12 protein-coding genes are annotated in these 13,433 nt (G+C 67.2%); 7 read left to right on the top strand and 5 right to left on the bottom strand.

From position 1 onward, the window contains the following. Window positions 1-77 precede the first annotated feature (77 nt). Window positions 78-983, top strand: coding sequence for a thioredoxin (trxA, locus tag LK459_RS00910; protein WP_227924023.1), 906 nt, complete (start codon window positions 78-80; stop codon window positions 981-983). A 6-nt stretch (window positions 984-989) separates the two neighbouring features. On the opposite strand, the gene glgB is transcribed toward trxA, so the two are convergent. The 5 genes from glgB to LK459_RS00885 all read right to left on the bottom strand — a co-directional run bounded on the left by glgB (window position 990) and on the right by LK459_RS00885 (window position 9,488). Beyond that, on the bottom strand, window positions 990-3,143 hold the full coding sequence (gene glgB / locus LK459_RS00905; RefSeq protein WP_227924021.1) for a 1,4-alpha-glucan branching protein GlgB: 2,154 nt from the start codon (window positions 3,141-3,143) through the stop codon (window positions 990-992). A 61-nt stretch (window positions 3,144-3,204) separates the two neighbouring features. After that, complete coding sequence (locus LK459_RS00900) at window positions 3,205-5,205, bottom strand: maltotransferase domain-containing protein (RefSeq protein ID WP_227921226.1); 2,001 nt, start codon at window positions 5,203-5,205, stop codon at window positions 3,205-3,207. A gap of 117 nt (window positions 5,206-5,322) precedes the next feature. Further along, window positions 5,323-7,428 carry an ATP-dependent DNA helicase gene (locus LK459_RS00895; protein ID WP_227921224.1) on the bottom strand — a complete coding sequence of 702 codons (2,106 nt, stop codon included), beginning with the start codon at window positions 7,426-7,428 and terminating at the stop codon, window positions 5,323-5,325. Window positions 7,429-7,445: 17 nt separating this feature from the next. Then, a complete protein-coding gene (locus LK459_RS00890) occupies window positions 7,446-8,057 on the bottom strand; it encodes an isochorismatase family protein (protein ID WP_007238684.1) in 612 nt (203 codons plus the stop codon). Window positions 8,058-8,183: 126 nt separating this feature from the next. Beyond that, on the bottom strand, window positions 8,184-9,488 hold the full coding sequence (locus tag LK459_RS00885; protein WP_227921223.1) for a nicotinate phosphoribosyltransferase: 1,305 nt from the start codon (window positions 9,486-9,488) through the stop codon (window positions 8,184-8,186). Window positions 9,489-9,508: 20 nt separating this feature from the next. On the opposite strand from LK459_RS00885, the gene clpS reads away from it, so the two are divergent. The 6 genes from clpS (at window position 9,509) to LK459_RS00855 (ending at window position 13,396) form a co-directional block, all read left to right on the top strand. Beyond that, entirely contained in the window at window positions 9,509-9,850 is a 342-nt protein-coding gene (gene clpS / locus LK459_RS00880) for an ATP-dependent Clp protease adapter ClpS (protein ID WP_227921221.1), read from the top strand. Window positions 9,851-9,870: 20 nt separating this feature from the next. Beyond that, entirely contained in the window at window positions 9,871-10,446 is a 576-nt protein-coding gene (gene aosR, locus LK459_RS00875; RefSeq protein ID WP_039993955.1) for an oxidative stress transcriptional regulator AosR, read from the top strand. Next, window positions 10,446-11,570 (top strand): P1 family peptidase, encoded by a 1,125-nt coding sequence (locus tag LK459_RS00870; protein ID WP_227921219.1) that lies wholly within the window; start codon window positions 10,446-10,448, stop codon window positions 11,568-11,570. Before aosR ends, LK459_RS00870 begins: the two co-directional genes overlap by 1 nt. Window positions 11,571-11,702: 132 nt before the next feature. Then, window positions 11,703-12,110: a Mov34/MPN/PAD-1 family protein gene (locus LK459_RS00865; protein ID WP_227921215.1), complete on the top strand. Its 408-nt coding sequence runs from the start codon at window positions 11,703-11,705 to the stop codon at window positions 12,108-12,110. 3 nt (window positions 12,111-12,113) lie between these two features. Continuing rightward, window positions 12,114-12,407 carry a MoaD/ThiS family protein gene (locus tag LK459_RS00860; protein ID WP_007238678.1) on the top strand — a complete coding sequence of 98 codons (294 nt, stop codon included), beginning with the start codon at window positions 12,114-12,116 and terminating at the stop codon, window positions 12,405-12,407. Window positions 12,408-12,415: 8 nt separating this feature from the next. Next, window positions 12,416-13,396, top strand: a complete 981-nt coding sequence (locus LK459_RS00855; protein WP_227921213.1) for a PLP-dependent cysteine synthase family protein — start codon at window positions 12,416-12,418, stop codon at window positions 13,394-13,396. The last annotated feature ends 37 nt before the right edge of the window (window positions 13,397-13,433 follow it).

Here is a 13,433-nt window from a genome sequence, read left to right as displayed (position 1 = left end):
CCCCGAGACCCCAGGGCAACGCCGCACGCGCGCAGGCTGCGGCCGCCGCACGACAGCAAGCCGCAGCGACCGTCGCCATGTCCGGTGCGGTCGACCTCTCGGCACTCAAGGAACGCGCCGATGCGCAACGCGCACAAGCGCATCAGCCGGTGAAGGCCCAACAGCAGGCACCCGGGGGCGGTGGGTCCGCGGGCGGCAGCGTCATCGACGTGACCGACGCGACCTTCGAGACCGAGGTGCTGTCGCGGTCGACGCGGCAGCTCGTCCTCGTAGACCTCTGGGCAGAGTGGTGCGGCCCGTGTAAACAGCTGTCTCCGGTGCTGGAGAAGTTGGCCAACGCGTCTGGTGGCACCTGGGTGCTCGCCAAGATCGACGTCGACTCCAATCCTCAGATCGCGCAGGCCTTCGGGGTCCAGTCGATTCCCACAGTTGTCGCACTCGCTGCAGGACAACCCGTCGCCGCCTTCAACGGCGTGCGTTCGGAAGCCGAGATCTCCGACTGGATCGACCAGATCCTGGCGCAGGTGGGAGGGGCGCTGGCCGGCGCGCCCGAGGCCGACGTAGAGCCCGAGAGCGTCGACGATCCCCGCATGGTGGCTGCGGAGGACAAGATGAACGCGGGCGATTTCGACGGTGCGCTCGCCGATTACCGGGCCATCGCCGAGGCCGAACCCGACAACGTCGAGGCGTCATCACTCGTGCGCAACCTGGAGTTCATGCTGCGCGCGCAGGCCCACGACCCCTCGATCGTCCAGAACGCCGCACCCGGCGACGTCGACGCCCAGCTCGCCGCCGCCGACGTGCTGTTGCTCGGCCAGGATCCCGAGGGAGCTTTCGATCGGATCATCGCGCTGGTGAAGGTGACCTCGGGCGACGACCGCACGCGCGCACGGACCCGGCTGCTCGAGCTGTTCGAGTTGTTCGACCCCGCTGAGCCCTTCGTGGTGGCTGCGCGTCGCAAGCTCGCCGCCGCGCTGTTCTGACCGAGGTCAGTCGGCCGGAGCGAGCCAGATCGCCGAGTTCGCGGGAAGCATCACCGAGGTTGAGACCGGTCTGCCGTGCCAGCCGTCGCCGTCGGCCACGACCGAACCCAGATTGCCCTTGCCCGCTCCGCTGTAGGTCGCGGCGTCGGTGTTGAGTACCTCGGTCCAGGTTCCGCCAACGGGGAGTCCGACCCGGTAGTCATCGCGGTCCACCCCGGAGAAATTGAACAGGCATGCGAGCACCGAGCCGTCGGATCCGTAGCGCAGGAAGCTGATCACGTTGTTCGCGGTGTCGTTCGCGTCGATCCACTCGTAACCACGCGGCTCGGTGTCCTGTGTGAACAGCGCGGGGCGCTCCCGATAGATGCGGTTGAGGTCGGTGGTCAGGGTCGAGATCCCACGGTGCAGCTCACCCTCCCAGCCCTGCAGCTGGTACCAGTCCAGGCTGTGGTTGTCGGCCCACTCGGCCGTCTGGCCGAACTCCTGGCCCATGAACAGCAACTGCTTGCCAGGGTGTGACCACTGATAGGCGAGAAACACCCGCACACCAGCCGCCTTGGTCCACGAGTCGCCCGGCATACGGCTCCACAGAGTGCCCTTGCCGTGCACGACCTCGTCGTGGGAGAGCGGTAGGACGAAGTTCTCGCTCCACGCGTACATCAGGGAGAACGTGATCTCGTGGTGGTGGAAGCTCCGGTGGATCTGATCGCGCCCCAGATAGCCGAGGGTGTCGTGCATCCAGCCCATATTCCATTTGAAGGTGAACCCCAGTCCACCCAGATCCGTCATCCGGGTCACGCCGGGCCATGCCGTCGACTCCTCGGCGACGGTGACCGCGCCCGGGAAGAGCTTGTGGACCGTCGCGTTGGTCTCCTGCAGGAACTGCACCGCCTCGAGGTTCTCGCGGCCACCGTAGATGTTCGGACGCCAGCCGCCCGCAGGTCGTGAGTAGTCGAGATAGAGCATCGACGCGACGGCGTCGACACGTAGCCCGTCGATGTGGAACTCGTCGATCCAATAGATCGCGTTGGCGACGAGGAAGTTGCGTACCTCACGGCGGCCGAAATCGAAAACGTATGTACCCCAGTCGAGTTGCTCGCCACGCATCGGGTCGGCGTTCTCGTAGAGCGGGGTGCCGTCGAAGCGCGCGAGAGCCCACTCGTCCTTGGGGAAGTGCGCTGGAACCCAATCGACGAGAACGGCAATCCCCAGCGAGTGCAGATGATCGACCAGGTAGCGGAAGTCGTCGGGATGGCCGAAGCGCGCCGTCGGCGCGTAATACGACGTCACCTGATAGCCCCACGAGCCGCCGAACGGATGCTCGGCGACCGGTAGGAACTCGACGTGGGTGAAACCCTTGTCGATCACGTAGTCGCCGAGTTGTTCGGCCAGTTCGCGATAGTCGAGGCCGGTACGCCACGAACCCAGATGCACCTCGTAGATGCTCATCGGTTCGCGGGTCGGCTCGCTCGCGCTGCGACGCTCTATCCACTGCCCGTCGGACCAGGTGAAGTCGGATCGGGTCACCACCGACGCGGTGGCGGGCGGCACCTCCGTGCGTCTGGCCATCGGGTCGGCCTTGTCGTGGATGACGCCGTCCGCGCCGTGGACACGGAACTTGTAGAGCGTGCCCTCCCCGACGTCGGGGATGAACAACTCCCACACCCCGGACGGGCCCATCGACCGCATGGGCGCCGACCGCCCGCTCCACCCGTCGAAATCACCGATCACGACGACGCCGTGCGCGTTGGGGGCCCACACCGAGAACGTCGTACCGGGCACCTCGCCGTCGGGCGTGGTGTAGGTGACGATGTGTGCACCGAGGACCTTCCACAATTCCTCGTGTCGTCCCTCGGAGAACAGGTGCAGATCGAGTTCGCCGATGCTCGGCAGGAAGCGATACCCGTCGGCGACGACGAATTCCGTTGTGCCCCCGTTGCCGTCGGGGTAAGCGACGCGATAGCGGTAGTCGATCAGATTCTCGATCGGCACCGTCACGACGAACAGGTCGTCTGTCTGATGATGCATCGGGTAGTCGACGCCGCCGATGACGGCCGAGACGGAGATGGCATTGGGGCGCAACGTCCGCAGGATGGTGTATCCGCCGGGAGCGTCGTGCGCGCCGAGGAATGCGTGCGGGTCGGGATGCGTCGTCGACATCAGACGCCGGAGGTCGTGGTCGGACGCGAAGGGATCGGGTTCTCTGCTGGTCACGATGAACTCACTGGATTCGGTAGGAGAGTCGGCGGGCGGCGTCGGGATTCAGCGGGGGGAGCGCGACGATGTGTGCGACCGCACGCCACGGTTCGAGTCGGACGTAATTCGCCTGGCCCCAGCCGAACTCCTCACCGGAGACCTCGTCTGTGCCGACGAAGCGCTCCTGCCAGTCGAATCCGAGTGCCGGCATGTCCAACCACAGTGTCGACTCCTCTGCACCGAACGGGTTGATGTTGATCACCACGACGACACGGTCGCCCGACACAGGATCGAGCTTCGAATAGGCGATCAGCGCGGGATTGTCGAGGTGGTGGAAGGTGATGTCGCGCAACTGTTGCAACGCGGGGTGGCGGCGACGTATCGAATTGAGTGCCGTGATCCACGGCTCGAGCGACTCCCCACGGCTCGCGGCCCCCTTGTAGTCACGAGGACGCAACTCGTACTTCTCGGAGTCGAGGTACTCCTCGCTGCCCTCGCGTACGGGCACATGCTCGTAGAGCTCGTACCCGCTGTAGACGCCCCAGGTCGGCGACAGCGTCGCCGCCAGCGCGGCCCGCAGTGCGAACATCCCCGGCCCGCCGTGCTGCAGGCTCTCGTGCAGGATGTCGGGTGTGTTGACGAAGAGGTTGGGCCGTGACTCGTCGGCGTGTGCGGCGATCTCCCGGCCGAACTCCTCGAGTTCCCACTTCGCCGTCTTCCACGTGAAGTAGGTGTAGGACTGGGTGAAGCCAAGGCGCGCAAGGCCGTAGAGCCGTGCCGGTCGGGTGAACGCCTCGGCGAGGAACAGTACGTCGGGATCGCGCTTCTTGACCTCGGTGATCAGCCACTCCCAGAAGTTCGGCGGCTTGGTGTGTGGGTTGTCGACACGAAAGATCTTGACGCCCAGCTTGTTCCACGCCAGCACGATCTCGAGCACCGCACGGTAGATGCCGTTGCGGTCGTTGTCGAAGTTCAGCGGGTAGATGTCCTGGTACTTCTTGGGTGGATTCTCCGCGTAGGCGATCGTGCCGTCGGGCAGCGTGGTGAACCAGTCGGGGTGCTCGGTCGCCCATGGATGGTCCGGGGCGGTCTGAAGCGCGAGGTCGAGGGCCACCTCCATACCGAGTTCTGCTGCGCGGGAGAGGAAATACTCGAAATCCTCCTGCGAACCGAGGCGGGGATGGATGGCGTCGTGTCCACCGTCGCTCGATCCGATCGCCCACGGCGACCCGACGTCGTCGGGCGCTGCGACCAGCGTGTTGTTCGGGCCCTTGCGGTTCACCTCGCCGATCGGATGGATCGGCGGAAGATAGACCACATCGAATCCCATGTCGGCGATGCGCGAGAGGTCGGCAGCCGCGGTGAGGAACGTGCCGTGCACCGGCCGTCCGTCGTTGTCCCAACCGCCGGTCGACCGCGGGAACATCTCGTACCACGACCCGTAGAGTGCACGACGGCGATCGGTCCAGATCCGCAGGTTGCGGCTCTTGGTCACGAGCTCACGGACCGGATGTGCGTCGAGTAGTTCGGCGACCTCGTCCGACAGCGCCATGCCGACACGATTCTCGATGCGCCTGCGGCGCGAGCGGAGGGAGTCGACGGCGTCGAGTAACAGTTGGCGGTCGTCGCCGTCGACGGACTCCGCGGCCTCGGTGAGGACCCGCGCCCCGATCTCGAGATCGTTGGCGAGGTCTTCTGCGCCCTGTCCGGCGTCGATCTTCTTTTCGACGGCCGACCGCCATGTCGCGTACGGATCACTCCATGCCTCGATGCGGAAGGTCCAATAGCCGACGGCGTCGGGGACGATGGCAGCGTTGTAGATGTCGGGTTCGCTCGAGGCCGACATCCGAACGTCGAACGAGGTGCGGTACGGGGTTTCGACGTGCAGGGTGACCCCGAGAGCGTCGTGACCTTCGCGCCACGCTGTTGCACTTATCGGAATCATCTCTCCGACAACGCATTTGGCAGGGTACTGTCCCGCGGAGATCAATGGTTGGATGTCGTCGATGCCCATCCGGCCGATCACTTCGGCCCCCTCTCGTCAGCGGCCACGCGCACGGCCGGGAGTCATCATCGATCCCACACTGTTGATCTCACTGTAGTGATGTCGACGCGTCGGCAAGTGCGATCCGCGGCGTCAGTTTCACCGTAGCGGTACGGCGGCGAGTCTGCCGAGTGCCGCGCGGACGACGTCGGGGTCGGTGGTGCGCCAGAACGGCGGCATGGAGGCGAGCAGGTAACCGCCGTAACCGGCCGTGGCCAGGCGCGAGTCGAGCACGGCGACCACCCCGCGGTCGTCGACCGATCGCAACAGCCGTCCCGCTCCCTGCGCGAGTAGTAGCGCAGCGTGATTGGCGGCCACGGACAGGAAACCGTTTCCGCCGCGGGCCGTCACCGCGCGTTGGCGTGCGCCGAGCAGCGGGTCGTCGGGCCGCGGGAACGGGATTCGGTCGATGATCACCAACGACAACGAGGGGCCGGGGACGTCGACACCCTGCCAGAGCGACAGAGTGCCGAACAGACAGGTCGCGGGGTCCTCTGCGAAGCGCGTGACCAATGCTGCCGTCGTATCGTCACCCTGACACAGGATCGGTAGGTCACTGCGCTCGCGGAGCGCCTCACTGGCTTCTCTGGCAGCGCGCATCGAGGAGAACAGACCGAGTGTGCGGCCACCTGCGGCCTCGGTCAGTGCCGCGAGTTCGTCGAGAGTCGCCGGCGCGATGGAATCGCGTCCCGGGCGGGGGAGATGGCGGGCGACGTAGAGGATTGCCGAGCGGGGGTAGTCGAATGGTGAGCCCGCGTCGAGACCCGTCCACCGCATCGGGGAGCCGTCGGACGGCGCCGCACGACCGGACGCGGTGGCGTCGCGGGCTGGCGCGTCGTTGCGGGCATCGCCGAGTGCGATGTCGTCGGCGGCGGGGGTATCGGTGCCGCGTCCCGCCGCGGGGAGGCCCCACGTGGCGGCGAGTGCGTCGAAGGAGCCGCCGATGGTGAGCGTCGCCGACGTGAGGATCACCGTGGATTCGGAGAACAGGGTGGCGCGCAGCAGACCGCCGACCGACAGGGGCGCGACGTGCAGGACCGTGCGCGTCGACGCTTCAGATCGACCGGCGCGTTCCTCGGCGACCCACACCACGTCGCGTCGTTTCGCCGGGTCGGGTTCGTCGAAGGCGCCGAGTACGCGAACCGCGGTGTCGTGGAGCTCTTCCAACGACGTCAGTGCCGCCGACCGCGTCGCGCCCAACCCGTCGTCGGCGCCGCCTGCGCCGCGCGCCGGGCCGATGGCCGACCGCGCCAGCCACAGCCGATCGCGCAGCGTCGCGAGTACCAGCGACGCATCTGCGGGCAACGCGGTCCACTCGCGTCTGGGGGCGTCGTCGAGCATGTCGCCGAGTTGTTCGCCGGCGCCGATCAACGCGTCGACCGTCTCCTCGTCGATGAGCTTGCCGCAGCGGCGGGCTGCGACGGTGATGGATGCGGCCGAGAGGTCTGATGTCGACACCGACGTGATGCGGTCGACGAGGTCGTGGGCCTCGTCGACGATCACGACGTGATGGTCGGGCAACACGTTCGCGGGACTCATCGCGTCGATCGCGAGCATGGCGTGGTTCGTGACCACCACGTCGACCTGCCCGGATGTGCGCCGGGCACGTTCGGCGAAGCAGTCCTCCGCATATGAGCAATTCGACGCCCCGAGGCATTCACGGGAGGTGACGCTGACCTGGCGCCAGGATCGGTCGGCGACGCCGGGGGCCAAATCGTCGCGGTCGCCGGTCTCGGTGTCGGAGACCCACTCGCGTAGCCGGGTGACCTCGCGTCCTGTCCGAGACAGTTCGAAGGCGTCGAACAATTCGGTGTCGGGTTCTTCGACGGTCCCCGCATGGATCTTGTTGAGGCAGAGGTAGTTTCCGCGTCCCTTCAGGATGGCGAAGGTCGGTTCGCGCCCGAGCGCGCTCGTCAGTGCACCGGCGAGTCGGGGCAGATCGCGCTCCACCAGCTGCCGCTGCAACGCAATCGTCGCTGTGGACACCACGACGGTGTCTCCGGAGTCGACGGCGTGTCGGATGGCCGGCACGAGGTAGGCCAGCGATTTGCCTGTGCCCGTGCCCGCCTGGACCGCGAGGTGCTCGCCGGTGTCGATCGCGTTGGCCACCGCCGTGGCCATCCGGACCTGGCCGTCACGGCGTTTACCCGCAAGGGCCGTGACGGCCGTGTCGAGAAGCTCGGTCACCTCGGGGAGGCGGGTCACCGCAGATGCCTCCGGCACTAGGACGCGGCCTGCCCGCCGTGGACCAGGTCGCCGACCAGTGTGACGCCCGCCTTGCTCATGGTGGTGAGCGCGGCGTCGGCGGTGTCTTCGGAGACCGCGGCGGTGAAGTTCAACAGGACACGTGTGTCGAAGCCCGCCTTGACTGCGTCGACGGCGGTCGCGCGGACGCAGTGGTCCGTGGCGATGCCCACGACGTCCACCGTCTGCACATTGCGCGCGTGCAGCCAGTTGGCGAGCGTGGTCCCGTCGGGGGAGGCACCCTCGAAGCCTGAGTATGCGGCACTGTACTCGCCCTTGGAGAACACCTCTTCGACGTCGGAGGTGTCGAACTCGGGGGAGAAGGCGACACCATCGGTGCCCACCCTGCAGTGCGGCGGCCAGCTGTCGACGAAGTCGGGATCCTCGGAGAAGTGCGCCCCGGGATCGATGTGGTAGTCGCGGGTCGCGACGACGATGTCGTAGTCGCCGGTCAGCGACGCCAGCGAACGCGCCACCGCGATGCCGCCGTTCACGCCGAGCGCGCCACCCTCGCAGAAGTCGTTCTGGACGTCGACGACGATTAGCGCCTGGGCGGGCGTGTCGTCGGCGTCGAAGTGTGGGCTGGACATTCCGGACTCCTCGGGTAGTGGTCGTCTGGGTTCACTCGGTCGTCTGGGTTCACTTGGTCGGCTCGTGGGTTGGACGTGGGCGGGCGGGGATCGGTTCCCTGCTGTCGCGCTTACCGACCTGCTCTCTCAGCCGAGATGGAACCGTGTCGGGATGGCCGGGTCGCCGTGCGACAGACCGAGTCCCTCCCACGGCAGGCTGACGAGACCGTCGGCGAGAAACGCGCGTGCGTCGTTGAGTGTCGGCAGGTCGTCGACGCGACGCCCTCCCCGAACGAGCGGGATCTGCAGCGGTCGGACGACGTGGCCGGGCACCTCCGGTCTCGGCGTGCCGTCCCGGTAGAGGATCTCCTCGACGATGGTGCCGGTGGGACGGGCGACCCGCACGGCGTTCTTCGCCCCGCCCTTGGATTCCTTGTGGCTGGCGCGTTTGGCCACCGGGATGCCGTCGACCTCGACGAGTTTGTAGACCATGCCGGCGGTCGGGGCGCCGCTGCCGGTGACCAGCGAGGTGCCGACGCCGTAGGTGTCGACGGGCTCTGCGCGCAAGGACGCGATGGCGTACTCGTCGAGGTCGCCGGAGACGACGATCTTCGTGTTCGGCGCACCCAACTCGTCGAGTTGCTCACGAACCTGGCGCGCCAGTACTCCCAGATCACCGGAATCGATACGCACGGCACCGAGCTCGGGGCCGGCGACCTCGACGGCGTTGCGTACCCCCTGGGTGATGTCGAACGTGTCGACAAGCAACGTGGTGCCGACACCGAGCGTCTCGATCTGCGCTGCGAACGCGGCTTTCTCATTCGCGCCGTCGGGCTCGGTGAATGCCAGCGTGAACGAGTGCGCTGCGGTGCCCGCGCTCGGCACGCCGTAGGTCCGCGCGGCCTCGAGGTTCGACGTGGCGGCGACACCGGCCAGGTACGCGGCACGTGCACTGGCCACCGCAGCCCACTCGTGCGTGCGTCGCGATCCCATCTCGATGATGGGGCGCCTACTCGCGGCGCTGACCATGCGAGCGGCGGCCGAGGCGATCGCGCTGTCGTGGTTGAGGATCGACAGGATCAGCGTTTCGAGCACGACCGCCTCGGCGAAGGTGCCACGCACCGTGAGGATCGGAGAGTTGGGGAAGTAGAGCTCTCCCTCGCGGTAGCCGTCGATGTCCCCGGTGAACTCGTAGTCGCGCAACCACTCGACGGTCTCGGCGTCGAGAAAGCGCTCGACGACCGCGATCTCGTCGTCGCCGAACCGGAAGTCGGCGAGCTCGTCGAGGATGCGCGAGGTTCCGGCGACGACCCCGTAGCGGCGCCCGTCGGGAAGCCTGCGCGCGAACACCTCGAAGACGCACTGTCGGTGCGCGACGGGGTGCCGCAGCGCAGCGGACACCATGGTGAGCTCGTACTGGTCGGTGAGCAGGGCGGTGTTGCGGATGGTCACGATCCCTTACCCTAGGTTGTATGGCGCCTGACGATATTCGTGCGCATGAGGCTACTCCCGGAGACGGCGGTGGTAGCAGCGGCACGGCCGTGGCAGACCCGGCCGTTGCCGACGCCGCCACGGCACTCGACCGACCGTGGGTCACCATCGTCTGGGACGATCCCGTCAACCTGATGCGCTATGTGACCTTCGTTTTCCAGAAGGTCTTCGGCTATTCGGAAGCCAAGGCGAATCAGCTGATGATGCAGGTACACACCGAGGGCAAAGCCGTGGTGTCGGCCGGCGATCGCGACAAGATGGAATCCGACGTGACCAAACTGCATGCCGCCGGTCTGTGGGCGACGATGCAGCACGACAGCTGAACAGCGGACGGGATTGACGAGTGCGCGTCTGGAAACGCAGGGGTCGAGGACGTTCGGTCCGGTACACCACGTCGTTGGAAGCTCACGAGTCCGAGCTCCTGGCCTCGATGGTTGCGTCGATGTCGGAACTGTTGACCGAACGCGAGGCGAGCGCTCCCCGTGACGAGCTCGCCGAGCTGACCGGCATCCGCACCGGCCACTCGAGCGCTCCGACCGACGCGACGCTCGGTCGCCTGCTACCCGATTTCCACCGGCCCGATCAGGACGCGGAACTCACCGCTGACGCCGTCAACGGGCGACTCAACTCGGCGTTGCGCAGCGTCAACGAACCGAAGATCATCGACGCCAAACTCGCCGCCTCGACGACGATGCTCGCGACGCTGCCCGACGGCGGCGGCGACGTCTCGCTCACCGAGGAGGAGGCGATGAGTTGGTTGACCGCGCTCAACGACGTCCGGCTCGCACTGGGTGCGATGCTCGGAATCTCCGAGGACACCCCCGACCAGCTTCCAGCCGACCACCCGCATGCCGCGCACCTCGACGTCTACCACTGGCTGACCGTGATCCAGGAGCTGCTCGTCGAGGCGATGATCTGATGACCGGTTGGGCTGTGCCCGGCGACCGCATCACCGACGTGGCAGGCATCGCGGTCGGGCATCACCACGTCGTCGATGCAGACGCGACGTTGGGCCTCGGCGGCCCCGACGATGCGCCGGGTGAAGGGTGGGCGACCGGGACGACCGTCCTCACGGTCGGCCGACCGGAGGGCGCGGCAGGAGCCCCGACCGCTGCCGTCGACGTACGCGGTGGCGGCCCCGGCACTCGCGAGACCGATCTTCTCGACCCGTCGAACTCCGTCACCACCGTGCACGCCATCGTCCTCACCGGCGGCAGCGCCTACGGTCTCGCCGCTGCGGAAGGGGTCATGGCCGGGCTGGAGGAATCCGGGCGCGGTCTGCCGATGAACGCCCAGGGCGGCGTCGTGCCGATCGTGCCCTCGGCCGTCATCTTCGACCTGCCGATGGGCGCGTGGCAGCACCGACCGGATGCGACCTTCGGGCGAGCGGCGCTCGATGCAGCGGGCGTCGAGGTCGAGCAGGGAAGTGTCGGCGCTGGGGCGGGGGCGCGCGCCGGAGGCCTCAAGGGTGGGGTCGGCACGGCGTCCGTGCTGATCGATTCGGGTGCGGCGGCCGGGATCACCGTCGGCGCGCTGATCGTCGCCAACCCGGTTGGTTCGGTCGTCGATCCCGCGACCGGGCTCCCCTGGGGCGCAACCGATTCCGATCTCGCCTATCACGGGCTCACCCCGCCCGACTCATCCGACGTCGCGCGGCTTGCGCAGGTGGCATCAAAGCAGACCGTGCTCAACACCACGATCGGTGTCGTCGCCACCGACGCGGCGCTGTCGGCGGCGTCGGTGCGTCGCATCGCGATGTCGGCGCATGACGGACTCGCGCGTGCGATTCACCCTGTGCATTCACCGCTCGACGGCGACACCGTCTTCGCCGTGGCCACGGGTGCGCGTGAAGTGGAGCCCTCGCCGCTGGTCCCGCCGGGGATGAATCCGGACATCGCGGTGCTCGCCGAGATCTGTCGAGTCGCGGTCACGGTGACCCAACGCGCGATCGTCAACGCCGTTCTGGCCGCGGATTCGGTCGCCGGCGTACCGGCCTACGCCGATCTCGCGCCGTCAGCGATCGCGATCGAGGGCATCTCCTAGCGGCCGACGGTGAACAGCGGCCGGAATACGCACTCGGGCGTCCGCGTTGTGCGCAACGACGCTAGTCCATCAGCTGGGTTGCGCGGCGGGGAGTGACTGTCCGCGGGGCCGCGACGAGGAGAACGAGTACGAGTGCTGCAGATCAGCCAGGAGTTGGTCGACGCGATGGTCGCGCATGCGCGCGCCGATCATCCCGACGAGGCGTGCGGGGTGATCGCGGGTGCGGAGGGTTCCGACCGTCCGGACCGATTCGTTCCGATGGTCAACGCCGAACGGTCGCCGACCTTCTACCGCTTCGACTCGACAGAGCAGCTCAAGGTGTGGCGTGAGATGGACCGCAACGACGAGGAACCGATCGTCATCTACCACTCGCACACCGCGACGGAAGCGTATCCGAGTCGCACCGATGTCTCGTACGCCAGCGAGCCGCAGGCCCACTATGTGCTCGTGTCCACCCGCGACGAGGTCGACACCGAAATCCGGAGTTACCGCATCGTCGACGGTGAGGTCGCCGAAGAACCCATCGAGATCAGGAGCTGAACCATGACGGTCACCGTGTCCATCCCGACCATCTTGCGTACCCACACCGGCGGGGAGAAGCGCGTCGAAGGTTCCGGCTCGACGCTGTCCGAGCTCATCGACGACCTTGAGACCGCCAACCCCGGTCTCAAGGATCGACTCGTGGCCGCCGACGGTGCGGGTGCGGGCAAGTTGCACCGTTTCGTCAACATCTACGTCAACGACGAGGATGTGCGCTTCTCCGGCGGACTCCAGACCTCGATCGACGACGGTGACGAAGTCACGATTCTGCCGGCCGTCGCCGGCGGACGACAGTAGTCGACTCTGTGGCGCGCTACACCTCGCTGATCGCGTCCGTCGGGCACACACCGCTCATCGGACTGCAGCGACTGTCGCCGCGGTGGGACGACTCGGACGCGCCAGACGGCGGTCCACACGTACGGCTGTGGGCGAAGCTCGAAGACCGCAACCCGACCGGATCGATCAAGGACCGGCCCGCGCTCCGGATGATCGAACAGGCAGAGGCCGACGGTCTGCTGCAGCCCGGATCGACGATCCTCGAGCCCACCAGCGGCAACACCGGTATCTCGCTGGCCATGGCCGCGAAGCTCAAGGGCTACCACCTGATCTGCGTGATGCCGGAGAACACCTCCGAAGAGCGTCGATCGCTGCTGCGGATGTACGGCGCCGAGGTGATCTCGTCGCCCGCGGCGGGGGGTTCGAACACCGCGGTCCGAGTGGCCAAGGAACTCGCCGCAGAGCATCCCGACTGGGTGATGCTCTACCAGTACGGCAACGAGGCCAACTGGCGCGCACATTACGAGGGCACCGGGCCGGAACTGTTCGCCGACCTTCCCGAGATCACCCACTTCGTCGCAGGTCTCGGCACCACGGGCACCCTGATGGGTGTCGGCCGGTATCTGCGCGAACAGAACCCGGAGGTCGAGATCGTCGCGGCGGAGCCACGCTACGGAGACGAGGTCTACGGCCTGCGCAACATCGACGAGGGCTTCGTGCCGGAACTTTACGACGAGTCCGTGTTGACCCGCCGGTACTCGGTCCAGGGCGTCGACGCCGTCGCCCGGGTACGCGAACTGATCGACCAGGAGGGCATCTTCGCGGGTGTGTCGACGGGTGCCATTCTCCAGGCGGCACGCGGCATCGCGCGCAAGGCGATCAAGGACGGGCGACGCGCCGACATCGGTCTGGTGGTCCCCGACGCGGGCTGGAAGTATCTCTCCACCGGGGCCTACGACGGTAGCCTCGAGGATGCCGAACAGGCTCTCGAGGGCCAGCTCTGGGCGTAGCCGGGCGGTTTCCGCTCGTGGAGCTGGTCGAGACCAC

It is taken from the genome of Gordonia otitidis (assembly GCF_020735545.1).
GTDB classification, from domain to species: domain Bacteria; phylum Actinomycetota; class Actinomycetes; order Mycobacteriales; family Mycobacteriaceae; genus Gordonia; species Gordonia otitidis.
Note: the sequence above shows the minus strand (reverse complement) of the source record. Positions and strands in the feature narration are given on the sequence as shown.